24 protein-coding genes are annotated in these 22,064 nt (G+C 58.7%); 10 read left to right on the top strand and 14 right to left on the bottom strand.

Annotated features, from left to right (window positions below; all coding sequences use genetic code 11):
• Positions 1 to 67 precede the first annotated feature (67 nt).
• The 3 genes from rpsO to EFQ99_RS00115 all read left to right on the top strand — a co-directional run bounded on the left by rpsO (position 68) and on the right by EFQ99_RS00115 (position 4,016).
• Positions 68 to 337, top strand: coding sequence for a 30S ribosomal protein S15 (gene rpsO, locus EFQ99_RS00125; protein WP_008536146.1), 270 nt, complete (start codon positions 68 to 70; stop codon positions 335 to 337).
• A 342-nt stretch (positions 338 to 679) separates the two neighbouring features.
• A complete protein-coding gene (gene pnp / locus EFQ99_RS00120) occupies positions 680 to 2,818 on the top strand; it encodes a polyribonucleotide nucleotidyltransferase (RefSeq protein WP_008536147.1) in 2,139 nt (712 codons plus the stop codon).
• 181 nt (positions 2,819 to 2,999) lie between these two features.
• Positions 3,000 to 4,016, top strand: coding sequence for a class I SAM-dependent methyltransferase (locus EFQ99_RS00115; RefSeq protein ID WP_126918648.1), 1,017 nt, complete (start codon positions 3,000 to 3,002; stop codon positions 4,014 to 4,016).
• A 102-nt stretch (positions 4,017 to 4,118) separates the two neighbouring features.
• On the opposite strand, the gene fabI is transcribed toward EFQ99_RS00115, so the two are convergent.
• From fabI to fabA, 3 genes are read right to left on the bottom strand one after another with little or no spacing between them, the layout of a single operon-like run.
• A complete protein-coding gene (gene fabI, locus EFQ99_RS00110) occupies positions 4,119 to 4,925 on the bottom strand; it encodes an enoyl-ACP reductase FabI (RefSeq protein ID WP_126918647.1) in 807 nt (268 codons plus the stop codon).
• A gap of 4 nt (positions 4,926 to 4,929) precedes the next feature.
• The gene (fabB, locus tag EFQ99_RS00105) at positions 4,930 to 6,162 is read right to left on the bottom strand and encodes a beta-ketoacyl-ACP synthase I (protein WP_126918646.1); all 1,233 of its coding nucleotides are present in this window, start codon (positions 6,160 to 6,162) and stop codon (positions 4,930 to 4,932) included.
• Positions 6,163 to 6,207: 45 nt separating this feature from the next.
• Positions 6,208 to 6,723 (bottom strand): 3-hydroxyacyl-[acyl-carrier-protein] dehydratase FabA, encoded by a 516-nt coding sequence (fabA, locus tag EFQ99_RS00100; protein WP_064707535.1) that lies wholly within the window; start codon positions 6,721 to 6,723, stop codon positions 6,208 to 6,210.
• A gap of 301 nt (positions 6,724 to 7,024) precedes the next feature.
• Here fabA and irrA point away from each other — a divergent pair, with 301 nt between their 5' ends.
• On the top strand, positions 7,025 to 7,444 hold the full coding sequence (gene irrA / locus EFQ99_RS00095; protein WP_126918645.1) for an iron response transcriptional regulator IrrA: 420 nt from the start codon (positions 7,025 to 7,027) through the stop codon (positions 7,442 to 7,444).
• A gap of 13 nt (positions 7,445 to 7,457) precedes the next feature.
• Here irrA and EFQ99_RS00090 read toward each other — a convergent pair whose 3' ends face one another.
• Positions 7,458 to 8,093 carry a trimeric intracellular cation channel family protein gene (locus tag EFQ99_RS00090; protein ID WP_126918644.1) on the bottom strand — a complete coding sequence of 212 codons (636 nt, stop codon included), beginning with the start codon at positions 8,091 to 8,093 and terminating at the stop codon, positions 7,458 to 7,460.
• Between the two features lie 178 nt (positions 8,094 to 8,271).
• Here EFQ99_RS00090 and EFQ99_RS00085 point away from each other — a divergent pair, with 178 nt between their 5' ends.
• On the top strand, positions 8,272 to 8,745 hold the full coding sequence (locus EFQ99_RS00085; RefSeq protein WP_126918643.1) for a hypothetical protein: 474 nt from the start codon (positions 8,272 to 8,274) through the stop codon (positions 8,743 to 8,745).
• A 92-nt stretch (positions 8,746 to 8,837) separates the two neighbouring features.
• On the opposite strand, the gene EFQ99_RS00080 is transcribed toward EFQ99_RS00085, so the two are convergent.
• Both EFQ99_RS00080 and EFQ99_RS00075 read right to left on the bottom strand, forming a co-directional pair.
• Positions 8,838 to 9,626, bottom strand: coding sequence for a YdcF family protein (locus EFQ99_RS00080; RefSeq protein ID WP_126918642.1), 789 nt, complete (start codon positions 9,624 to 9,626; stop codon positions 8,838 to 8,840).
• A 68-nt stretch (positions 9,627 to 9,694) separates the two neighbouring features.
• Positions 9,695 to 10,417, bottom strand: coding sequence for a YoaK family protein (locus EFQ99_RS00075; protein ID WP_126918641.1), 723 nt, complete (start codon positions 10,415 to 10,417; stop codon positions 9,695 to 9,697).
• 310 nt (positions 10,418 to 10,727) lie between these two features.
• On the opposite strand from EFQ99_RS00075, the gene EFQ99_RS00070 reads away from it, so the two are divergent.
• From EFQ99_RS00070 to EFQ99_RS00060, 3 genes are all read left to right on the top strand, one after another.
• Complete coding sequence (locus tag EFQ99_RS00070) at positions 10,728 to 11,582, top strand: AraC family transcriptional regulator (protein ID WP_126918640.1); 855 nt, start codon at positions 10,728 to 10,730, stop codon at positions 11,580 to 11,582.
• Between the two features lie 38 nt (positions 11,583 to 11,620).
• Complete coding sequence (locus EFQ99_RS00065; RefSeq protein WP_126918639.1) at positions 11,621 to 12,163, top strand: YbhB/YbcL family Raf kinase inhibitor-like protein; 543 nt, start codon at positions 11,621 to 11,623, stop codon at positions 12,161 to 12,163.
• Between the two features lie 386 nt (positions 12,164 to 12,549).
• The gene (locus tag EFQ99_RS00060) at positions 12,550 to 12,786 is read left to right on the top strand and encodes a DUF2798 domain-containing protein (protein ID WP_126918638.1); all 237 of its coding nucleotides are present in this window, start codon (positions 12,550 to 12,552) and stop codon (positions 12,784 to 12,786) included.
• A gap of 53 nt (positions 12,787 to 12,839) precedes the next feature.
• Here EFQ99_RS00060 and EFQ99_RS00055 read toward each other — a convergent pair whose 3' ends face one another.
• Positions 12,840 to 13,079: a GIY-YIG nuclease family protein gene (locus tag EFQ99_RS00055; protein ID WP_126918637.1), complete on the bottom strand. Its 240-nt coding sequence runs from the start codon at positions 13,077 to 13,079 to the stop codon at positions 12,840 to 12,842.
• Positions 13,080 to 13,322: 243 nt separating this feature from the next.
• Here EFQ99_RS00055 and EFQ99_RS00050 point away from each other — a divergent pair, with 243 nt between their 5' ends.
• On the top strand, positions 13,323 to 14,690 hold the full coding sequence (locus EFQ99_RS00050) for a DUF6538 domain-containing protein (RefSeq protein WP_245441416.1): 1,368 nt from the start codon (positions 13,323 to 13,325) through the stop codon (positions 14,688 to 14,690).
• A gap of 42 nt (positions 14,691 to 14,732) precedes the next feature.
• Here EFQ99_RS00050 and EFQ99_RS00045 read toward each other — a convergent pair whose 3' ends face one another.
• On the bottom strand, positions 14,733 to 15,038 hold the full coding sequence (locus EFQ99_RS00045; RefSeq protein WP_126918636.1) for a hypothetical protein: 306 nt from the start codon (positions 15,036 to 15,038) through the stop codon (positions 14,733 to 14,735).
• 16 nt (positions 15,039 to 15,054) lie between these two features.
• Between EFQ99_RS00045 and EFQ99_RS00040 the strand changes: the two genes are divergently transcribed.
• Complete coding sequence (locus EFQ99_RS00040) at positions 15,055 to 15,438, top strand: hypothetical protein (RefSeq protein WP_126918635.1); 384 nt, start codon at positions 15,055 to 15,057, stop codon at positions 15,436 to 15,438.
• Positions 15,439 to 15,469: 31 nt separating this feature from the next.
• On the opposite strand, the gene EFQ99_RS00035 is transcribed toward EFQ99_RS00040, so the two are convergent.
• From EFQ99_RS00035 to EFQ99_RS00005, 6 genes are all read right to left on the bottom strand, one after another.
• Complete coding sequence (locus tag EFQ99_RS00035; protein ID WP_126918634.1) at positions 15,470 to 16,120, bottom strand: AbiU2 domain-containing protein; 651 nt, start codon at positions 16,118 to 16,120, stop codon at positions 15,470 to 15,472.
• Between the two features lie 129 nt (positions 16,121 to 16,249).
• On the bottom strand, positions 16,250 to 17,320 hold the full coding sequence (locus tag EFQ99_RS00030; RefSeq protein WP_126918633.1) for an HNH endonuclease: 1,071 nt from the start codon (positions 17,318 to 17,320) through the stop codon (positions 16,250 to 16,252).
• A gap of 711 nt (positions 17,321 to 18,031) precedes the next feature.
• Positions 18,032 to 19,345 (bottom strand): hypothetical protein, encoded by a 1,314-nt coding sequence (locus EFQ99_RS00020; protein ID WP_245441412.1) that lies wholly within the window; start codon positions 19,343 to 19,345, stop codon positions 18,032 to 18,034.
• Between the two features lie 54 nt (positions 19,346 to 19,399).
• Positions 19,400 to 20,155 carry a hypothetical protein gene (locus EFQ99_RS00015; protein WP_126918632.1) on the bottom strand — a complete coding sequence of 252 codons (756 nt, stop codon included), beginning with the start codon at positions 20,153 to 20,155 and terminating at the stop codon, positions 19,400 to 19,402.
• The gene (locus tag EFQ99_RS00010) at positions 20,148 to 20,702 is read right to left on the bottom strand and encodes a ribonuclease H family protein (RefSeq protein ID WP_126918631.1); all 555 of its coding nucleotides are present in this window, start codon (positions 20,700 to 20,702) and stop codon (positions 20,148 to 20,150) included. Before EFQ99_RS00010 ends, EFQ99_RS00015 begins: the two co-directional genes overlap by 8 nt.
• 935 nt (positions 20,703 to 21,637) lie before the next feature.
• Positions 21,638 to 22,064 (bottom strand): IS66 family transposase (locus EFQ99_RS00005; RefSeq protein WP_164736322.1); only part of this gene is annotated, 427 nt, incomplete at its 5' end.

Genomic DNA, 22,064 nt, shown 5'->3' with positions numbered 1-22,064 from the left:
CGGCCAAAGCTGGACGGCATCCCGGCTTTTGGCGACTTCAATCTCCTCTCATAGAAAGGATCATCCGATGTCGATCACTGCTGAGCGCAAGGCTGCGCTGATCAAGGAATACGCAACCGCCGAAGGCGACACCGGTTCTCCCGAGGTTCAGGTCGCGATCCTGACCGAACGCATCAACAACCTGACCGAACACTTCAAGGACCACAAGAAGGATAACCATTCCCGCCGTGGCCTGTTGACGATGGTTTCGAGCCGCCGCTCGCTTCTTGACTATCTCAAGAAGAAGGATGAAGGCCGCTATTCCAAGCTGATCGGCAGCCTGGGTATCCGCCGCTAAGATTGTCCGGCGGGCGCTTCCGAGCGTCCGCCGGATCTGTTTCGGGACGACGTTCCCGATGAAATGTTCCAGCCGCGCTCTATCTCATGCGGTGGAACGACCGGCGGACCCGGATGGGCCGGATCTGCCAAACCAACCGCTGACCTGTCATGGGGCAGGATTGCCGGATGCTTTCGGCCAAGGCTTGTCAAAGAGCTTTGGCCCGGTTTCCCCCGCCGGAGGGAACCGAGGATGAAAAGCCTCCCGTTGTCTTGCCCGTGATACGTCACATTGATTGCGGTCGACTGTGCGCTGCGCCTTGATATCGGCGATGGCGCGTGCTCCCGCATTGAAGGACAAGACATGTTCGATACACATACAGTGGAAATCGAGTGGGCCGGACGCCCGCTGAAGCTCGAAACCGGCAAGATCGCCCGTCAGGCCGACGGCGCCGTTCTCGCCACCTACGGTGAAACCGTCGTTCTCGCCACCGTCGTTTCGGCCAAGGCGCCGAAGCCGGGCCAGGACTTCTTTCCCCTCACCGTCAACTATCAGGAAAAGACCTACGCAGCCGGCAAGATCCCCGGCGGCTATTTCAAGCGTGAGGGCCGTCCGAGCGAAAACGAGACCCTCGTTTCCCGCCTGATCGACCGCCCGATCCGCCCGCTCTTCCCGGAAGGCTACAAGAACGACACGCAGGTCGTCGTCACCGTCATCCAGCACGACCTTGAAAACAATCCCGATGTCCTGTCGATGGTTGCGACCTCGGCTGCGCTGACGCTGTCAGGCGTTCCCTTCATGGGCCCGGTCGGCGGCGCACGCGTCGGCTACATCAACGGCGAATACGTTCTCAACCCGCATCTCGACGAGATGGACGAGTCGAGCCTCGACCTCGTCGTCGCCGGCACCTACGACGCCGTGCTGATGGTTGAATCCGAAGCCAAGGAACTCAACGAAGACGTCATGCTCGGCGCCGTCATGTTCGGCCACAAGGGCTTCCAACCGGTTCTCGACGCGATCATCAAGCTCGCCGAAGTGGCCGCCAAGGAGCCGCGCGACTTCCAGCCGGAAGACTACTCCGCTCTCGAAAGCGAAATGCTCGGCCTTGCCGAAGGTGAACTTCGCGAAGCCTACAAGATCACCCAGAAGGCCGATCGCTACGCTGCCGTCGACGCCGTCAAGGCGAAGGTGAAGGCCCACTTCCTCCCCGAGGAAGGCGAAGCCAAGTACACGGCCGAGGAAGTCGGCGCGATCTTCAAGCACCTGCAGGCCAAGATCGTCCGCTGGAACATCCTCGACACCAAGAGCCGCATCGATGGCCGCGACCTCGAAACCGTTCGTCCGATCGTTTCGGAAGTCGGCCTTCTGCCGCGCACGCACGGTTCGGCCCTGTTTACCCGCGGTGAAACACAGGCGATCGTGGTTGCCACCCTCGGCACCGGCGAAGACGAGCAGTATGTCGACTCCTTGACGGGCATGTACAAGGAGCGCTTCCTGCTCCATTACAACTTCCCTCCCTACTCGGTTGGCGAAACCGGCCGTATGGGCTCCCCGGGTCGTCGTGAAATCGGTCATGGCAAGCTCGCTTGGCGCGCGATCCGTCCGATGCTGCCGTCGGCTGAGCAGTTCCCCTACACGTTGCGCGTCGTTTCCGAGATCACCGAGTCGAACGGCTCATCCTCGATGGCGACCGTCTGCGGCACCTCGCTCGCTCTGATGGACGCAGGTGTACCGCTTGCCAAGCCGGTTGCCGGTATCGCCATGGGCCTGATCCTGGAAGGCGAGCGCTTCGCCGTCCTCTCCGACATTCTCGGTGACGAAGATCACCTCGGCGACATGGACTTCAAGGTCGCAGGTACCGCCGACGGCATCACCTCGCTGCAGATGGACATCAAGATTGCCGGTATCACCGAAGAGATCATGAAGGTCGCTCTCGGCCAGGCGCAGGGTGGTCGCGCCCACATTCTCGGCGAAATGGCCAAGGCCATCACCGAAAGCCGTGGCCAGCTCGGCGAATTCGCTCCGCGCATCGAAGTCATGAACATTCCGGTCGACAAGATCCGCGAAGTCATCGGCTCCGGCGGCAAGGTCATCCGCGAAATCGTCGAAAAGACCGGCGCGAAGATCAACATCGAGGACGACGGCACCGTCAAGATCGCCTCCTCCTCCGGCAAGGAAATCGAAGCGGCCCGCAAATGGATCCATTCGATCGTCGCCGAGCCTGAGATCGGCCAGATCTATGAAGGCACTGTTGTCAAGACCGCCGACTTCGGCGCCTTCGTCAACTTCTTCGGCGCCCGTGACGGTCTCGTGCACATCTCGCAGCTTGCTTCCGAGCGTGTTGCCAAGACCCAGGACGTCGTCAAGGAAGGCGACAAGGTCTGGGTCAAGCTGCTCGGCTTCGACGAGCGCGGCAAGGTCCGCCTGTCGATGAAGGTCGTCGACCAGGCAACCGGCCAGGAAATCCCGAACGAGAAGAAGAAGGAAGAAGCGGCCGAATAAGCCGCCCTTCCAGATTTAAGTCGGGGCGCGGGGGAATGCTTCCGCGCCCTTTTTTGTATCCTAAAGCGTGGCGTGATCTTTCAGATTTGCCTGCCACACTTTAGGTCTTCGGTTTTGCGCATGTCGTGGCAGCAGAACCGCTGAACAGATTTGCTCAACATACTTTAACGAGACGAGACCCATGAGCAGCGAGACGCTGAAGACCCTGTTCCATCCCTTTGCCAGCGGCAGAGTCCAGGCGCCCGGTGAGGGCGAGCGCGTGCTCTTCCTCGGCGCCGAAGCGGGCTTTGCCCTGCCGGAAGGCTTTGCCGCCTCCCTCAGCGCCGTCCAGGGCTTCCGTCCGCTCTATCGGCAGTTGCTGGCGCAGCGCATCGAAGCGACGCCTGAGGTCGACGGCGAGGATTATGACGCGGCGCTGGTGCTCTGCACGAAGCACAAGGGCGAAAACGAGGCCAATCTGGCCGCGGCGATCGCCCGCACGCGGCTCGGCGGCCTGATCGTCGTTGCCGGCGCCAAGGAAGACGGCATCCAACCGCTGCGCAAGCGCCTGGAAGGTTTCGGCCTCGCGATCGACCATATGCCGAAATATCATGGCGTCGCCTTCTGGTTCGGCCGCCCTGCCGATGCCGACGAGATCATTTCCAAGCTGGCAAAAGCGCCGGTACGCGTCGACGGTCGTTTCAATGCCACCGCCGGCATGTTCTCGCACGACCGGATCGATGCCGGGTCGGAACTGCTCGCGTCCCGCCTGCCTGAGGATTTCACCGGCGACGTTGCCGATTTCGGCGCTGGATGGGGCTATCTCTCCGTCGAGATGGCGCGGAGATCACGCGGACTTACGCGCCTTGACCTCTACGAGGCCAATCACGCGGCCCTGGAAGCTGCCAGGGACAATCTAGCGGAGAACTGCCCGAACGCGCCTGCGCGCTTCTTCTGGCACGATCTGGCGGGCGAGCAGGTCAAGGACAAGTACGATCTCGTCATCATGAACCCGCCCTTCCACGAGGGCCATGCGGCCGAACCGTCGCTCGGCCAGGCAATGATCAAGGCTGCCGCATCCGCCCTTCGCGGCGGCGGCCGTCTCATGCTCGTCGCCAATCGCGGCCTGCCCTACGAGCCGGTTCTGGCGGCAAATTTCCGGGAAAGCGGCGAAACCTGCCGTAACGCCCGCTTCAAGGTGCTGTGGGCGAAGAAATAAGCTTTCCGCAGCCTCGATCCATCCGATCATTCTATCGATAGAACTAAAAGGCCGTGCGCAGCATCTGCGCACGGCCTTTTAGTTTCAAATCTGGGACAGCGTTTACTCCACGTCCGCCCTGCGCAGCGTTTCCAGTGTCGGCATGGACGTGACGTTGAAGCCCGCGTCGACGAAATGGATTTCGCCGGTGACGCCGGCGGAGAGATCTGAGAGCAGGTAAAGCGCCGAATTGCCGACCTGATCGATGGTGACGGTCTTGCGCAGCGGCGCATTGCGCTGGTTCCAGGAGAGGATCGCGCGCGCATCGGAGATGCCGGCGCCGGCAAGCGTGCGGATCGGGCCGGCGGAAATGGCGTTGACGCGGATACCGCGCGGGCCGTAGTCGGCAGCGAGATAGCGCACCGAAGCCTCGAGCGCTGCCTTGGCGACACCCATGACGTTGTAGTTCGGGATGACGCGCGTCGAGCCATTATAGGTCAGCGTCAGCATTGCACCGCCGTCTTCCATCAGCGGAGCGCAACGCTTGGCGATCTCGGTGAAGGAAAAACAGGAAATGACCATGGTGCGGCTGAAATTCTCACGCGTCGTATCGGCGTAAAGACCCTTCAGCTCGTTCTTGTCGGAAAAACCGATGGCATGGACGATGAAATCGAGCTTGCCCCAGCGCTCGCTGATCGCGTCGACCAGGGCATCGACCGAGGCGATGTCTTCGACGTCGCACGGCAGCACGAAATCCGAATTGACCTCGGCAGCAAGCGGCTTGACGCGCTTGCCGAGTGCATCGCCCTGGTAGGTGAAGGCGAGTTCCGCACCCTGTGCGGCGAGAGCTTTTGAAATCCCCCAGGCGATCGAGTGGTTGTTTGCGACGCCCATGATGAGGCCGCGCTTACCCTGCATGATTCCCGTCATGTTGTTATCCGTTATAACGCTGGAAGACCAGCGTGGCGTTGGTGCCGCCGAAGCCGAAGGAGTTGGAGAGGGCGATATCGATCTTCGCATCGTCGATACGCTTGCGCACGATCGGCACGCCTTCGAATTCCGGATCGAGTTCGGTGATATGGGCGCTTTCGCCGATGAAGCCTTGCTGCATCATCAGCAGAGAATAGATCGATTCCTGCACCCCGGCAGCGCCGAGCGAATGGCCGGTGAGCGACTTGGTCGACTGAATGTGCGGGATCTTGGAGCCGAATACTTCGCGGATGGCGCCGATTTCCTTGCTGTCGCCGACCGGGGTCGACGTGCCGTGGGTGTTGACGTAGTCGACGTCGCCCTTGACCGTGGCAAGCGCCTGGCGCATGCAGCGGATCGCGCCCTCGCCCGACGGAGCGACCATGTCGTAACCGTCCGAGGTTGCACCGTAGCCGACGATTTCGGCGTAGATCTTGGCGCCGCGGGCCTTGGCGCGCTCCAGTTCTTCGAGGACCAGTACGCCGGCGCCGCCGGCGATGACGAAACCGTCGCGGTTGACGTCATAGGCGCGCGAGGCGCTGTCGGGCGTGTCGTTGTACTTGGAGGACATGGCGCCCATGGCGTCGAAGAGGTTGGACATCGTCCAGTCGAGATCTTCGTGGCCGCCGGCGAACATCACGTCCTGCTTGCCCCACTGGATCATCTCGGCGGCATTGCCGATGCAATGCGCAGACGTCGAGCAGGCCGACGAGATCGAATAGTTGACGCCGTGGATCTTGAACCAGGTGGCGAGCGTGGCGGACGCGGTCGAAGACATCGCCTTCGGCACGGCGAAGGGGCCGATGCGCTTCGGGCTGTTGTTCTTGACGGTGATTTCGGCCGCCTCGATGAGGGTGCGGGTCGACGGGCCGCCGGAGCCCATGATGATGCCGACACGTTCGTTCTGACCGTAGTCCTTCTCTTCCAGGCCGGAATCGGCGAGTGCCTGCTTCATGGCCACATGGTTCCAGGCGCCGCCCTGCGACAGGAAGCGCATGGCACGGCGATCGACCAATTCGGCCAGCTCGGCGGCGCCGAGCTTGGGGCTGCCCCAAACCTGGCACTTGAAGCCGTGTTCGGCGAAATCGCTGGAGAAGGAAATACCCGACTTTGCCTGCCGCAAGGATTCGGTGACTTCGGCCGCGTCGTTTCCGATCGAGGACACGATACCCAGACCCGTAACAACTACCCGTCTCATCTGATCAAACCTCTGTTGTTTTCGTCAGCCGCTAAAAAATGCGGTTCAGGCCGTCTTGTCTTTCGATAGGCCGACGCGAAGGTCGGCCGCCTGATAAATTGTCTCACCGTCCGCCTTCAGCCAGCCGTCGGCGGTGCCAAGCACCAGGCGACCGCGCATGACGCGCTTGAAGTCGATGCCGTATTCGATCAGCTTCGTGTGCGGTCGCACCATGCCCTTGAATTTCACTTCGCCTGTTGAAAGCGCCATGCCGCGGCCTTCTTCGCCGAGCCAGCCGAGGAAAAAGCCGGTCAGCTGCCACATGCCGTCAAGGCCGAGGCAGCCCGGCATGATCGGGTTGCCTTCGAAATGGCAGGGAAAATACCAGTCGTCGGGACGCACGTCGTATTCGGCGCGTAGATAACCCTTGTCGAAGGCTCCGCCCGTTTCGGAAATCTCGGTGATGCGGTGAACCATCAGCATGGGCGGCAGCGGCAGCTGCGCATTGCCGGGTCCGAACAGCTCGCCATGCGCGCAAGCGATGAGTTCTTCGTACGAGAAGCTGGACTGTCTGGTGGTCATAAAGTTTCTTTTTCCCCCCGCGTGAAGCCGATGGATGTGAACGTGTAGTCCAAGTTCTCCAGAAAATGAAGCACGAGCAAGGCAGCTTCATTCTTGGCTCCGGACCAGGCTTTCGCCTTTATTTGGTGGTCGCATACAGGAAGGCTAGGGCTGCGACCAGACCTATTTGCGTCGAAAGCCCGTTTTTGCCGCGTTTATCAGGCTCTTGTCCCCATTGAACTATTGAAAGGCTCCGGTGCAAAAGTTATACCGCTTGAAGAAACATGATTGCTTTATGCAGGAATAATCGGAGTTGGTCTTGATGACGGGTGCATCCCCGATCGCAATAGAGGTAAGGCTGCGCGGCGCGGGCCTGCGCCCCACCCGCCAGCGTGTCGCGCTCGGCGACCTCCTGTTTGCCAAGGGTGACCGGCATTTGACCGTCGAGGAACTGCACGAGGAGGCGGTTGCCGCCGGCGTTCCGGTTTCGCTGGCGACGGTCTACAACACGCTGCACCAGTTCACGGAAGCCGGTCTCATCCGCGTTCTCGCTGTCGAGAGCGCCAAGACCTATTTCGATACCAATGTTTCCGACCATCACCATTTCTTCATCGAAGGTCACAACGAGGTGCTCGACATTCCCGTCAGCAACCTGACGATCGGCAATCTGCCGGAGCCGCCCGAGGGCATGGAGATCGCCCATGTCGACGTGGTGATCCGCCTGCGAGCGAAGCAGAGCTGACGCCACAGCCGCCTCACATGACATCGTCGGGATGCCGGCCGGGCTTGTGCCTGTAGGTCGGGAAGGTCCAACCGAACCAAAGGGCGCCGCCGCGCACGGCAAAAGCCGCCACGACGCCGCAGGCGGACGCCAGATAGAGCTGCATTCCCAATCCATTGGCGAGCGTGAAGACGCTGGCGCCGACGAGGGCGGCGGTCACGTAGATTTCCGGCCGCAACAGCACCGACGGCTCATTTGCCATCAGATCGCGCAGAATGCCGCCGAAGGTCGCCGTCAGCGTGCCGGTGACGATGGCGATGGTCGGTGAGCCGGTGGCGGCCAGCCCCTTGGCCGCGCCAAGCACGCAGTAGGCGGCAAGGCCGATCGCATCCAGCCAGATCAACAGGCGATAGCGCGATTCCAGCAGATGGGCGGTGAAAAACACGATGACGCCCATGATGCAGCAGACAAGGATATAGGCAGGGTTCAGCACCCAGAAGACCGGTACGCGGCCGAGCACGATATCGCGCACGGTGCCACCGCCCGTTCCCGTCACCATGGCGAAAAACAGAAAACCGATCAGGTCCAGCTGTTTGCGCGAGGCAGCGAGCGCGCCTGTGGCGGCAAACAGCGCAATGCCGGCATAATCGAGATAGACGAGCAGAGACATGCGAACCTCGGAAACCGGCAGATGTTTTAGGAAAAAACCACGGCGGCAAGGGCGGCGCAAGGCGGCGGCGCCATAAAGCTGGAGTCTTTATTTGATGCATGTCGTTGTCCCAAAACTGCTGCACACTTTTGGACGACATGCGTGAGGCTAGAGAGCCTTTATCCAAAAGAGGAAAGCCGTGAAAAAGCTGGTGCTCGCCGTTCTGAATATCGTCCTGCTGCTTGTCATGCCGGCTGTCGCCTTCGGCCAGCAATCGCTGATTTCCGATCCGGAGATCTACGAGAAGAAACATTTCCAGGAGCAGTGCAAGACGGCCGAATTCGCCGACGGCTTCGTTATCAGGCAGGACATCAACAATGACGGCCTGATCGATGCCGTGGTCAACGAGGGCCAGCTGACCTGCGACGGGCAGAAGGGGCCGCAATGCAATGACGACGGCTGCACCTATAATTTCTATCTGCAGGTTGCCGAGGGCGGCTATTTCATGATCGCGACGGCGCAGATCTATGGCTACGACTTCGTCCAGCGTTTCGGCAACATGGTGCTGGCAATGAAGATGCATCCGCGTTTCTGCGACCGCACTGAGGGTGATCCCTGCATCGTGACGGCCCGCGTCCGCGGCACGAAATTCGTCACCATCTCGAAGAAATAAGCTTGGCACCTAACCCCGAAAGATTTTCTGGGTTAGGCGCAAATTCAAAGTGATGGAGCGTCTTCGGCGCATCCTGTCGGACGCCTGGCGCTCTATTGCGGATAAAGTTCCGACGTCCGTCCGGCGAGATAATAACCGACTAGGCCGTACCATTCGCGGATCGCCGTCGCCATATTCTGTGCGTTGAGATTCGGCTGGGTGAAATCCAGCCCGGGCTTCACCTTGCCGTCGGTGCGATAATCGGTCGGCCAGGGCACGATATCGATGCCGAGCTTGCGGAAGATGCCGACGGAGCGCGGCATGTGGAAGCCCGAGGTGATCAGCAGGCAATTGGAAAGGCCCTGGCTCGCCAGGAATTCCTTCGTGTTGACGGCATTCTCAAAGGTCGTGCGCGATTGCCGCTCCTCGATCAGGCGATCCTTGCCGATACCGAAGAGCGGGAAGAAACGCTCCGATGCCGCCGCATCGCCCTCGTAGATGCCCGAAATGGAGCCGTCGCCGCCCGATACCAGAATCCGTGACTGCGGAAATTTCTGCGCGAGCCGCAGCGCTTCGACGAAGCGGTCGGCGGCGCTGCTGAATTCTATGCCGTGACGCGCCGTATTTACTTCGCTTTCGAAGGCGCCGCCGAGCACGATCATGCATTGCAGGTTGTCGGGATCGGCCGCCGGCTTGGCGAGCCGCTCCTCCAGATCCTGCATCAGAAGGTTGCCGGTCGTGGTGTAGAGCGTGACGAAAAGGATGAGGGCCGAACCGGCTGCGCCGAGAATGCTTAAGGTGCGCCAGCGGAGAAGGCCGGCAATGAGGGCTGAGAAGACGAGGAAGAATGCCAGCGACAGCGGCTGAGCGAAAATCCAGACGAGCTTCGAAATGACGAACAAGACCTACTCCTTGAGGATGGGCGGCGGTCCTTCCTATCCGATTCGACGGTAACAGGAATGCGACGGTTCTATTTCGCGCGGACAATGCCCGATCGGGTCGATGTGATCTTCTGGTTGAAGCGCCGCTGGAGCGGCCGCGGGATCAGCATGGCGGCAAGCGAAAGCACCATGGCGAACAGGGAGACCAGCCACAGCGCATGGGCGCCCACCAGCTGCGTCAGGACGGCGCCGGCGATCGCGCCGAGCACCATGCCGCCCCAGGGCACGATCTGGATCGTCCATTCGACATGGCGGTCGCCGATGATCCAGCGGCCGATGCCGCGGCCGAACCGCGACAGCGCGCCGGTCACATAGGTCAGGCCGATCGGCAGGCCTTCGATGTGCTCGACGGCGGCATTCACCATGCCCATGGCGAAAACGATCGAGTAGAACCGCGCCGGCAGCAGGTTCTGCATCGTCAGCATCGAGGCAAGCGCCAGAACGAGGCCGACGCAGCCGAGCACCACGAAGATACGGCGCTGCGAGACATGAGCGACGACGATGCCCGCCGCATTGCCGAGCACAAAAACGAGGATGGCCGAGATCAGAACCGCGGCGTGATGGAGATTGCCCTCGCTCAGGGCCAATGCGGCCCGCGTCGTGTTGCCCGTCATGAAGGACACGAAATCGCCGGTCAGAAGAAGACCGGTCGCATCCGTCATGCCAGCGAGAAACGAGATCGCGCCGACGAGTGCCACTCCGGTCATGGTTCGCCGGGTACGGATGATGCGGCGGCGTCTTGCTCTGGTCATTGGCTGAAGGTCCTGAAGCCGAATCGCTGAGATTGCGGCAATAAGGATAGATCCTCTCATTGAGGAATTGGCAAAGGCGATGGAATGGGCAGAAAATATTTGAAAGCGCGCCGCGATCTTTCCTGTTCGCTTGCCGCGCTTTAGGGGCTTTTGGTTCCCGCATGCCGTAATCGCAAACCGCTGCACACTTTTGCGTGGCATGCGCTAGCGAATTGCCAGAATGGCCTTGTGCTATTCGCCATCTTGGCTTCGGTCGCGCGATCTGGCAGACGGAGCTTATGAGCCGCCATCCCGTATAGCTGGGGAAAGTATGGAGCATCAGAATTTTCTCATTCCAACCGGAGCCCTGATCCGACAGGGCGGGCGGGCCTGTTTTCGTCGCATCGTCAATACGAGCCCCTTGTTGATACGGGTGCAATCGGGAACGAAGATCGTCATGGCAGACGACAAGCCTTTGCGGCTGGATGCCGGCGCATATGGCCTGCTGCCCGATTATCAACCGCTGACGATGGAAAACATTCCAAAGGCTCCGCAACAGTATCAGACCGTGGCGCTCCCTGTTCCCAGACAATTGTTCGAGGAAGCCTATGCCCGCATGGGCTCGATCGCCGTCCCGTCGACACCCCTTCCCGCGCGGTCTTCCCACATGCCCGATGAAGCGGCTGTTTTGTTCGAATATTGCTGTCAGCCCGGCAATCTCGCCAGGCTTCCCGGCGCCATCGCCAGGGCTCGCTTGATGGAGCTCATCACCTGGTTTGCACTGTGCGGGGCGGTGTTGGGCCAAAGCCGAAGCCCTCGGCTCGAAGACCGACTCCGACAGATGATTGAAACCGATCCGGCCTTCGGCTGGACGCTGCGGCATGCGGCACGCTCGTTCAACATGAGTGAAGCGACGCTCAGGCGCAGACTCGCGGCCGAGAATACCGGCTTCAGCGAGATCCTGAGCGATACACGGATGAACCGGGCCTTGGGCCTCGTTCAGATGACGGCCCTTTCCATGGCGCAGGTTGCTCTCGAAGTCGGCTACGACTCGCCGTCTCAATTCGCGGCGCGCTTCAAGGAGCGGTTCGGGGTCAGTCCGCGCCATGTGCGCAGCGGATCCGAGCCAGTTGAGCGGATCGGGGCAGAAGTTGAGCATAGCGGGGCAGACGTGCTTTCCCCGTGACGATAGCTCTGCGGCATCATCAACCGCAGGAAAGCAACATGCGTTTCATCACAGCACTTCTCGCAACGTCCCTTATCGGCGCCACGGCCGCACAGGCGGAAATGAAGCTCACTTCGACGGATCTGACCGCGGGCAAGCCCATGGCCGACGCGCAGGTCTTCAACAGCTTCGGCTGCTCCGGCAAGAACATCTCGCCTGACCTCGCCTGGTCCGGCGCTCCCGAGGGCACCAAGAGTTTCGCCGTCATGGCCTACGATCCGGATGCCCCGACCGGCTCGGGCTGGTGGCACTGGTCGGTCTTCAACATCCCGGCGAACGTCTCGAAGATTGCCACTGGCGCAAGCGGCGACAAGAAGCTTCCCGAAGGCGTCGTGGAAGGCCGCACCGACTTCGGCACCTCAGGATATGGCGGCGCATGCCCGCCGGCCAGCGACAAACCGCACCACTATCAGTTCACGGTCTACGCGCTGTCGGTCGACAAGCTTCCGCTGCCGAATACGGCGCCTGCCGCCATGGTCGGCTTCTATGTCAGGGCCAATACACTCGGCAAAGCCTCCGTCGAGGTCACCTACGGCCGCTGAGGCCGGTTTTGGATCGCGGTTGCGGTCCATCGGATTGTCTTGAGGGATCTAAAATCGCCGGTGAGCAGAAGACCGGACGCATCTGTCACGCCGCGAGAAACGAGATCGAGCCGACGAGGCAAGCCCCGTCGGCTCGTCCGGTGTGGATGACACGGCGGCGTCCTGCTCTGCTCATCGGCTGAGGAAGGCGAATCGCTGGGATCGCGGCAACAAGTTCGATGAGGGCGATCCGGGATGCGGCCCGGCGGACTTGAACGGCAACATGTTTTCGGCCATAAGAACGGCGTCGCTTCAGATCGAAGCTCCGTAAGCGTTTACGTCAATCAACGCGCAACCCGCCGGTCGGCGCTGCGCAGTTGTCTGATCGGCATCTTACGGAGATCAAAATGCCCAAAGGCAAACTCCCCAAACGCTATAATACAATCGTCATGCCGCTCATCCTCTCGCTGCTGATGACATCAGTCGTCTCGGCGATCAGCATTCTGAGAGCACAAGGCCTGACCGCGCCCGCACTCGCCATGTGGCCTTCCGCATGGGCGCTGTCCTGGGCTATCGCCTTTCCCGTTCTGCTATTGGTGCTGCCGGTGGTAAAGCGGGTGACGGCTGCTATCGTCGAGATGTGAGGCGCAAGCGCCGGCGGGCTGTGGGGGCGGCCTGCCGGCGTTGATGGGGAGGGTTAGAGTCTTTTCTTTGCGAATGCCCTGCCCGACGCCGATTTCAAATACTTCTCGAAAGCAAAGGCCTGCGCTTCATCGGAGAAAGCGAGGTAGGTCTTGAGAGACCAGGGGACGTATTTCGAGGTATGTGAGACTTCACCGGCATTGTGTTTTGCCAAGCGCGACTTCAGGTCACCGGTCACGCCGACGTAATAGCGATCCGGAAATTCGACACTACAGAGAATGTACACATACTTCATGGAAGGATCATAGCCCGCCTACGTTGCTTCGCAACTTCGGCGCGGCAGCCTCCGCTTTCCTTCTCGCCTTCGTCACGTCAAGCCTTCCGGCTTGCCGAGCCGAAGCTCGAAGAGCGTAGGCTGGTGGAGCTAAGCGGGAGACAACCTTGTCCGAATAATTTCTCTTCTGCGTCAAATCCTTATTGAAATTCAGCCACCTGCGGGACTAGATATGGGTACTTTCTTGGGTACTTGGAGGCTTTAGTGGCCCTCTCTTCTGATCGCATGTTTTTAGAACGCCACGGCAATCAGTATCGCGTTGTCGTCAACGTGCCGAAAGAGCTTCATGGCAAACTTGGGACGAAGCTTAAAAGATCGTTGGGGACTGACAGCCTTAAGGAGGCAAACCGCCTCAAATGGGATGTCATAGCGGACCTCAAAGCGACCATTGCTCACGCGGAAAATCCATCTCTATCGTTGGAGACCGCCCGATATATAAGCCGAGAGCAGGCAATGCAGCAGGCCGTTCGATTTGCCGAGCAGCGCAAGAGTGCGTTCGATCCGGAGCGGCGAGACGAGATTGATGAGGAGATCGACTGGCAGGCGGAATCCCTCGCAGGCAAGCCCATTGCCACCGACGAGGAGGGCCATGAAGTTTTCGACCCCGAGCGCTTACGCCTTGCTAAGGATTTCTCCCGGTCAGCGCGCGGAGACAGAACGCCGATCGACCTTCACCATGAAAAGTTTCTAGCGGCTTCGCACGTTAAGGCCCGCACATTGGCGGACGATAAGCGAGCAATAAAACTCTTGAAGGATTGGTGCAGCAAAGCAGGTGTGCCGCCCTATCTTCAGGTGATGACCAAGAAGGAGGCCGTTCGGTTCTGTGATGAGCTTCCAAGCCTCACCGCCAATCTTACTCCTGTCACCCTCAACAAATACGTTAGCCGCCTCTCGGTCTACTGGACTTGGCTGGAGAACCGGCACGAGGTCGATTCCAACATTTGGCAAGGACGGCGCTTGCGTGAGCCTCGACAGACCACCGACCAGAAGGAGCGCCCGTTTACCGACGAGGAAGTCAAGACTTTGCTGAAAGGGCCCGCCGAGCCGGCGATGGATGACCTAATGAGGATCGCTGCCCTTTCCGGAGCCCGCCTGGATGCCATTGTGTGCCTCAAGGTGAAGGACTGCCGAGATGATGGGGTGTTCGTGTTCAAGCCCCAAAAGAAAGAGCCGGGGCCACGTCTCTGCCCAATCCACCCTGACCTAGTCGAAATCGTTGAGCGCCGGAAGAAGGGCAAAGGACCTGAGGATGACATCTTCCCCGAGTGGCCCGGCGTAAAAAAATCGGATTCCCTGCGTGAGCGGTCCTTTAAGACATCAAACGAGTTTACAGCATATCGTCGCAGTGTTGGCGTGGAGGACAGGCGCGAGGGCAAGCGTAGGGGTCTCGTAAACTTCCACAGCTTCCGTCGCTGGTTCATCACCAAGGCAGAGCAGGCAGGGCAGCCGGAGAGCACTATTGCTGTCGTTGTTGGCCATAAGCGGCAAGGAATGACCTTTGGAGTGTACTCTGGGGGGCCGCTGCTTGAGCAGGCTCGCCGATGCGTCGAGGCTGTTAGGCTGCCTGCCTAAGTGATTTCCCAACTCCAGGAGGAGCCCGACATCCTTTGCACGCTAGGTGTCGTATGTTCCGCTGTACTTCGAAATTTCCTGACTTCCATGTAGCAGAGTAAGGGTGAGTCGTGTTCTGTCCGGACCGGGGCTAAAGGTCTTCGTGGTATCCCACCACTTGTACTGGAACTGAAGCAGCAATGGACCGAAACTGCGCTGGAAGCACTCATCTATTCCAATTGTGCCGGTGTCCCCCATCGAAATGAGGCCTCCAGCTTCGACTGCATTTTTCCACGGCACGTCAGACGTCTCTTCTACTGATTTATCTATCGCTTCCGCAATTTTGCGGATAACTTTGATTGGCTCCATACGATCCTCATATTCCTTGAAACGACAACTCAAATACCGTTCTGGTATTTCCAGTATCGAAGATGGTGACTATAAAACGCCTAGAAATAACCTATGTTTCAGCGATAGCGATTTTAAACCTGGAGATGCGGAAATGAGCGGATCAAAAAGGCTTTTGGAGGACCTCGAAGCTGACCGCCAGTGGGCGGAATCAATGCTGTTGGATGCGGGCGCTCTCAAAGAATGCGAACTTCATGGCTATCTTGTTGATCAGATGGACTCCTCGGCGTTCGAAGACGCTGTACTGGCAGGACGCCAGGAGTCCTCAGAGAATGAGGAGGCCATTCGACATAAGTTGCAGAATGTGCTGAATGACTACGGTGACGAGTGCCCCGGATGTGAGGCGAACGCTGCGGACTAAAACAACGCCGTCACCGTGGTCGCTGACACTCTTATTGTTCAAGTTGGCCCGGAAAGTTCATTTTTCGCCCAGCTTCCAGATTTCGCACCATATTTTCTACAGCTATTGTATAGAACTCGCCGGCATGGAAACTGACGGCCGAACCGAGATTGGTCTGGTGAGATGAGACGACACCAATCACGCAGTTCGCCAGAGCTATAACTTCCTCTTCTCTCAAGGGAAAGTCGGTGTAGATGCGCGACGGCTCATTGAAGTAACGCTTGTCGAGGTGAGCAAAGAATTTATCTCTTCGGCCCATCACGCTGTTGATTGTTGTGCGATGCGTTTCCAATTGTTGACGTTGGTTTAATAATAGGTCCTCTGAAATCTCTTTTCCTTGCCACGAAATGTTTGTCCGGTTCGTGAGGCAAAATTCGAGAAATTTAAACAAACTTCTGTCGCTTCGTTTTGGATCTTCGAGCAACTTTGCCACGGCAAGATGAAGATCAATCTCTACAGCCTGGATAAGTGGATAAAGCAATGGTTCGATCTTGAGGAGCCCATCACCATGGAGCTTATGCTGCTTCAAGAGAGATGAATATGTCGCCAGCTTCGCAACCAACCCCAGCGGCTCATTCCCGTGAACAAGCGCGGCATAACGCTTTAGCCTTTTTTCGTAATTGGCTTGAATTTGTGCCTTCAACCTTCTTCCCCTACCTTTTTGTTACGATCCCGCCGTTCAAAGCACGACCCGATGGAAATTGCCGTTATACAAACTGTCGTTGGCGAGGAGCCCATGACCATCCTCAACTTGGTGATTTTGCCCATCACATCAGAACGTAACCGTGAGCCCTAAAGCGAGCTTGCGGTGCAAAACGCGATGGCAATTCGCGCATAAGCACTTCAGGTCTTCCATCCTCGTCCTGTGGCCGGCCTGCATCTTTGCCACGTGCGTTATATGGTGGTGCATCTCGATGCACGCTGAGCCTGCTTCCTCGCCATAGAGTTTGACAGGATCGAGCTTGCAGTCTTCACAGAAGAGCCGCCCATGCTCTGCGATGAATTGCGCTCGCTTTTCCTTCGCCAAGCCAGGATGTCTTTCACGTCTCAAATGGGATGCGATCTTCGGATTACCCTCAATCCAACTGCGCTCCTCATCGGTCGGTACAAGATCGGCCAACTCTGCCGTAATTTCCACATGGCTGGGCTTGGGCCGGGCAATTCCCTCCTTCTTCGGAACGATCCATAGGCCAGCCTCTTCGAGGAGTTCGAAACAGATTTGACCCCATCCGGCGCTAAAGTGTCGAGGATGAGCTTCTATTCCCAATGCTTCCTCAAGAGCCAGACCGAATACTTTCTTTGGTGCAAGGGGTATGCCCGTACTGGTCAAAGCGTCATAGTCCCTTGATGGAGCAAAGTTAGGGGCATCACCGCCGTCAAGAAGCTTCTGGACTGCCTTATGGATATGGGACGGTAGGACCTTCCTCAAGTCGGTGGCAGGAAGGCGGATTATATTGGATTTGCCTTCTGCGACTTCGCGGAGCCGCGCAGGCCCTGTGCCGGGGGTTTCGATCAAAAGCCGCCGCCAAGCGCCACGGCTGGAGCTGCCCTTATTCATCGCCCGCACAAGTTCGTCAAAACGCGCTCCGACAGGCGACATACGATCAAAGGAAAGCTCGCGGTCGGAAAGATTGACCCCCTGAACCGGCCGGCTGTCCAGATAAACTCGGTAGACGATCTGCGCTTGATCTAACCGGGACAGCAGCAATTCGAGTGCCGCGCGGTAATCGCGGTTACGGTCCGTCCCGCTTCGACTATGCAGGATGAGTCCTCTCTCATGCATCTCAACGTTGGCATTGAGCTGCGCACCATCATTACTAAGGAGAATCAACCGGTCGGACATAACGCGAGGTTGAGCAGCAACAGCAAAGCTTGTCTAGTCGCCGGGATCACGCCCGCCTTCAATTCCCCAATGATGCCTGGTAGCCGCTGCAAATCGTGTACCAGCAAGCGTCCTTATCGTCGCTCTCCTGCCATCCCGGCGCACAAAGCACGACCCGATGGAACTTGGCGTTACACAGACCATGATTGGCGAGCAGGCGGGGATCGTCCATAAACCAGGGCCTAAGGTCTTTGCTTCGGGTCCACTTCGGGACGGCTTTCCAATCGGCATCGCCTCCGGTTTCGCTCAAAGGCCCCACTGCGCATGACTTCCAGTTGGATAGCACAATGGGCTGATCGCAGGCGTAAGCATGTGGTGCGCCTACGAGGGGCAGCACGGCCCATCCCAGCAGTAGTTTCCTGTAAACGTTAGACCCCATCACTCCCCCCGCCAATGGCCACCTGTGGGCCAGACTTTAAGGCTCCTAGTGGCAGACGCAAGGATTGACCCTGCGCCATCGCCGGGATGGTAGATCGCCTATCAATCATCTGCTCCCCCAGGGACAGAGCAGCAAGGGAACGAAGAGGCGGCTTTAAGTTGGTCACTTTGAGATAGGGCCTCCAGTGTCCTCTATGCAGTTTGAAGCTTGCCTCTAAGCTGAAGGTGATGATGGGGTCTAAACATGAAGGCCATTACTCTAGGCCCGCCCCAGAGGCTATAGGGGCAAGTTATTTACGCCGCTTGGCTAGGTTGAGGAATTTGCTTTTCCGTCACTGGAAGGCTAACGCCGAGCTTCGATAGACTAACCCTTTTCATTGTCTCGACGGCAATTTCCTTTTTGCTTTCCGGCACCATAAGGCCGTCATGCATTGGGAGCGCGACGACGCCTTGCGAGAACAGATCGAGCAGTATAGCCACGAGCAGGTTGCTCTCAGTCGCCATTAGCTCAAAGCCCACATCGGTGTCTAATAAGGGGGCAATAGCAGGATGTGCATGAGCAATTGCATTCCGAACTCGCGCCATTGTCCAGCCTTCGGGCAGCAGCGGTTTGGCATCGCGTGGAAGTCTCTTCGATTCCGATTCACGGAAGAACAGCGAAGCGATAACGCGCTTGACCCCTTCTCTATGATGCTCCAGCCCCGGTATGGCGTAGAGGTCCTCGTCCGGCGGAACCACGCCCCGCCTTACATAAGCAAGACGGACGAACATCGACGAGAAATCGAGGTCAGCCACCGTTTCACCGCCGATGGTCAGACGATGACGCTCCACACGTGGCAGGCTTTCCCAGAGGCCACCGTAAAGCCGTCCATGCTGATCGAAGCTGTAGGGGGCGGCCGAGTTCCCAGCATCGAACCGTCGGCTAAGGTGGATCGGTCCCAGCTTCTCGCCATCGAAACGGATATCGGCTTTCTCGAGGGCCTCGTTTATCGCGGACATCTCTCCCCGAAGCGTTATGGTCTCTGGTGTGTCTCGGTAGTCAACCAAGACTTTTTCGTGGTCTACTTCCGCTTGAAGCACGATGGTTTCGTCGCCTCTAGCTCGTCCGACATCCTCTCTCTTGACCCCGTGCCGATTTAACAACGATACGAAATTCAGCGTGGGAATAAGCCTGGTCCTTTCCTCCTTATAGACCGCTGCTTCCACCTCAACGTAGCCGTAAGCTGCCAACTCAGCCGTTGCCCAGCGAAGGCCATTGGGGCTCACGTCCTCGCGATCATAACGGCTACGCTTCAGCTTCCTCAGCGGCAATACGAGGTCGGGACTCCGGCTTGGCCCAAGCGCGGCCATTACAAGGTTTGCGATAAGCGCCTCAGCGCACGCCTTCCTTCGTGCAATCGCGTCCGCCCTATGCCGTCTGCCTGGGGTAATAGGCGGCGGGGTCAACACAGAGAAGAGGCAATCTACGAGTTCTACGAGGTTAGTCCCGTTGGCCACCAGCCACGGGTCGAAATGCTGGACCTTTCCCCGCTCGGCTTGGTTGGCGGTGCCGTCTTTCAGGTGCATCCGTCGAGATGGAGTTCGAATATCCAAGGTAGCCTCCAACATGTGCGTCCCCACCTCCGCCAGGTGATCAGACGGCGGTGAGGACTTTGCTGTTAATCAGGACGCCTTGGCGACAGGCTGGTGAGATGGATGTGGTCCGAAGCGCTCAGTACGCATTGCAATGACCTCGGGCACCACAGCGCGGGCTAGCTCGTCGCATGCCTTTTCCAACACCTCCCCGATCTTCCTCAGGACGTGCCCTGATGAGCGAGGATAGGCGTGAAGCTCGGCTTTGCGGGTGCCGCCAGTGCGAGGGTCCCAAACGTCCCATTTGCGGTGGGTGCCGCTGGCCAGCCTGTGCACGGCCTTGGCGGCTTGCACAATTCGGAACTCCCGGGTGCGGTGACTGCCGAAATCATCCTCTATAAGAGCTGAGACTCCGAGATAGATGGCTATGAGCCGCCGAGTGGGAATTTCCGCCGCCCTCAGACGCGCAAAGGCAACCCGAGCGCGATACTCTGCCGACTGTCCCCGCAAGTTCATCGCCACATCAGCACGCCCCACGCCCGCCATGAAGTGCTCCAGCTCCCAATAGGTCCCGCGATAAGTCGAGTCCTCCCGGTGTTCCTTAATCCACCGTTCCGCGCTCTGCACGTAGGGCCGCAGCTCAGACGCCTTATAGGTCGCGTGCCAATGAGAGCCGTGCCGGGACTTATGCTGGACGTGATAGCGGCAGTGGTAGCGAGCAAGGCCGGTCCCTTCGGCTACTTCCACTTGCCGGCGGCATCCGAGCGCTGCACATCGCCGCTGTTGGGTAATCTCCAGAGAAAGCGCCGCATTGCTGCGACGCCCCCTGAGTAAGTCTTCAGCCATTTACGTCTCGGTTAATCGCTTCACGCAAACGATCCCTAGCGAAATCCCCAATCAAACCGCGATTTTCGTGCTCGTCGCTCGAATGTGGATTGAGGGCTAAAAGTTCTATCTCGCTTTCGACCGCCAGATCGTAGACGGCTTTGATCTGGTCACGATGCACGTAAGGCTTCTTGTCGCGTTTTCTGAAGTCTCTTCGCTTCAGGCTAACCAGGCCTTCTCCGAACACATGGAGTAGTTCCTCCTGTGGCGCAAACATCGCTAACGTCGAGTCTTTTGGAAGGTGTGCGTGCGCCTCGGCAATAGCACTGTAAAGCCCAAGATTATCGGGACCATCGAAGAGGACCCATGGTGCCTTGTCGTTCGACGCGATCATTTCTCCGTTAATTGCGAAAAGACGCCAAGCGTAAACATGCTGCGAGTCGTGAAACGGAGACTTCTTGATTCCAGCCACAGAGAGAAAGAGCTTATGCGTTGGCACAGCCCAGTCAACAGCCGGAGATGGTTGGTAGGATATTTGCTTATTCCTTTCGTTGATCTCGGATACCACTGCGGCACCCAAGCGGCACTAAAATAATCCGAGCGGCGACATTTGTCACCAGTTTATCTAAAATATTATATAATATATTTTCATAGGTTAAGGACACATCACATACCCCCTACTTGGGTATCACCAATTCACCCCCCCAACAACGGTCGTTGTCCCTTGATATACACTCTACATCACTGGCCTATACAATCATCAAGGCAGACCTACGCCCCATTGACCACCCCCTTGCACTATATCACCTGATGGAGGCAGGGCTATACTACCCCCCCCTCAAGCACGAACACCTTTGGCTCTCACACCTCACAGGTCACGTCCTCAGGCCCCCACTGCCTCCACCCGCCATGGCACCGCAACCCCGGGACACCCTAGGATGGCACCATGACTAGCAATACCTAGGTGAGGCAGATCACCACTCTTAGGGGGGCATATTGGCAACCTCCAAGGGATAGCCTAAGAAGATGTAGAGCGCAGACGCGGCGCTCCGGGTCGTAGAAAGCCTGAGCTTAGCGGTATGGTCTCCCACCGGAAGGGATACCGATCCTTGACCTTCTCCAGGTCGGGGAGCCTGTGGCGTATGTCCAGGTTCACCGAACTAAAGGCCCCAGGGACAGGCTAAGCTCTGTTATCTACCTCCCCGATCACAAGGGGTCATGGCCAGGCATGCGGGGGCGTACCGCAGGCGACGGCCTAGGGGAAACCGATGAGTGTAGATACGTTTGAGCAGCGAGTTGAGGTCCGCCGTCAGGGCCCGGGGACTACCCCCACCAGTCAGACCACACCTAACCCCCTATCACCCCTTGCCATCGTTGCGCTTAGCGCGCTGGGCATTGTCATAGGCGGAGCGCTAGTCCTGCAGTTCTCGCCATGGGGCTCTTTGGGCCGCTACCAGTTTGCTCTTGTCAGGAATAGCACGGTAAGCGACAAGCCGTGGCCGTTCAGGCGGCGTAGTTCCATGGCATGAGCGCGTCGATTTCACTGCTGGGCCATCCATTCGCAAGGCGCTCAAGCGTCTGGGTCAACCAAGCTTGCGGATCGACTGCATTCATCTTTGCCGTTTGCAGGAGCGTCGCGATGGTCGCCCAAGTCCGGCCGCCACCGTCGCTTCCAGCGAATAGACTATTTTTCCTCGTGATCGCTTGGGGTCTGATTGCTCGCTCGACTATGTTGGAGTCGAGTTCGATGCGGCCGTCGGTCAGGAAGCGCTCGAAGATGTCTCGACGCGAGATGGCATACCGCAGAGCTTCGGCGAGTTTGGATTTTCCAGAGACCCGTGGCAGGGTCGCCTGCCAGAGAGTGAAGAGGTCACGGACGATCGCTGCGGAGATCTCCTGGCGTGCAGCGACACGAGCTTCAGGGCTTTGG

Source organism: Rhizobium vallis (genome assembly GCF_003985155.1).
Lineage (GTDB): Bacteria > Pseudomonadota > Alphaproteobacteria > Rhizobiales > Rhizobiaceae > Rhizobium > Rhizobium vallis.
This window is presented reverse-complemented; position numbering and strand designations above follow the sequence as displayed.

Bases quoted from the DNA above. Each gene is read 5' to 3' on its own strand.
- EFQ99_RS00015 (WP_126918632.1), bottom strand. From the start codon at position 20,155: ATGGCTGAAGACTTACTCAGGGGGCGTCGCAGCAATGCGGCGCTTTCT.
- EFQ99_RS00045 (WP_126918636.1), bottom strand. From the start codon at position 15,038: ATGGAGCCAATCAAAGTTATCCGCAAAATTGCGGAAGCGATAGATAAA.
- fabI (WP_126918647.1), bottom strand. From the start codon at position 4,925: ATGACGGGAATCATGCAGGGTAAGCGCGGCCTCATCATGGGCGTCGCA.
- EFQ99_RS00060 (WP_126918638.1), top strand. From the start codon at position 12,550: ATGCCCAAAGGCAAACTCCCCAAACGCTATAATACAATCGTCATGCCG.
- EFQ99_RS00055 (WP_126918637.1), bottom strand. From the start codon at position 13,079: ATGAAGTATGTGTACATTCTCTGTAGTGTCGAATTTCCGGATCGCTAT.
- irrA (WP_126918645.1), top strand. From the start codon at position 7,025: ATGACGGGTGCATCCCCGATCGCAATAGAGGTAAGGCTGCGCGGCGCG.
- fabB (WP_126918646.1), bottom strand. From the start codon at position 6,162: ATGAGACGGGTAGTTGTTACGGGTCTGGGTATCGTGTCCTCGATCGGA.
- EFQ99_RS00090 (WP_126918644.1), bottom strand. From the start codon at position 8,093: ATGTCTCTGCTCGTCTATCTCGATTATGCCGGCATTGCGCTGTTTGCC.
- EFQ99_RS00115 (WP_126918648.1), top strand. From the start codon at position 3,000: ATGAGCAGCGAGACGCTGAAGACCCTGTTCCATCCCTTTGCCAGCGGC.
- EFQ99_RS00070 (WP_126918640.1), top strand. From the start codon at position 10,728: ATGGAGCATCAGAATTTTCTCATTCCAACCGGAGCCCTGATCCGACAG.
- EFQ99_RS00030 (WP_126918633.1), bottom strand. From the start codon at position 17,320: ATGTCCGACCGGTTGATTCTCCTTAGTAATGATGGTGCGCAGCTCAAT.
- EFQ99_RS00020 (WP_245441412.1), bottom strand. From the start codon at position 19,345: ATGTTGGAGGCTACCTTGGATATTCGAACTCCATCTCGACGGATGCAC.
- EFQ99_RS00075 (WP_126918641.1), bottom strand. From the start codon at position 10,417: ATGACCAGAGCAAGACGCCGCCGCATCATCCGTACCCGGCGAACCATG.
- rpsO (WP_008536146.1), top strand. From the start codon at position 68: ATGTCGATCACTGCTGAGCGCAAGGCTGCGCTGATCAAGGAATACGCA.
- fabA (WP_064707535.1), bottom strand. From the start codon at position 6,723: ATGACCACCAGACAGTCCAGCTTCTCGTACGAAGAACTCATCGCTTGC.
- EFQ99_RS00065 (WP_126918639.1), top strand. From the start codon at position 11,621: ATGCGTTTCATCACAGCACTTCTCGCAACGTCCCTTATCGGCGCCACG.
- pnp (WP_008536147.1), top strand. From the start codon at position 680: ATGTTCGATACACATACAGTGGAAATCGAGTGGGCCGGACGCCCGCTG.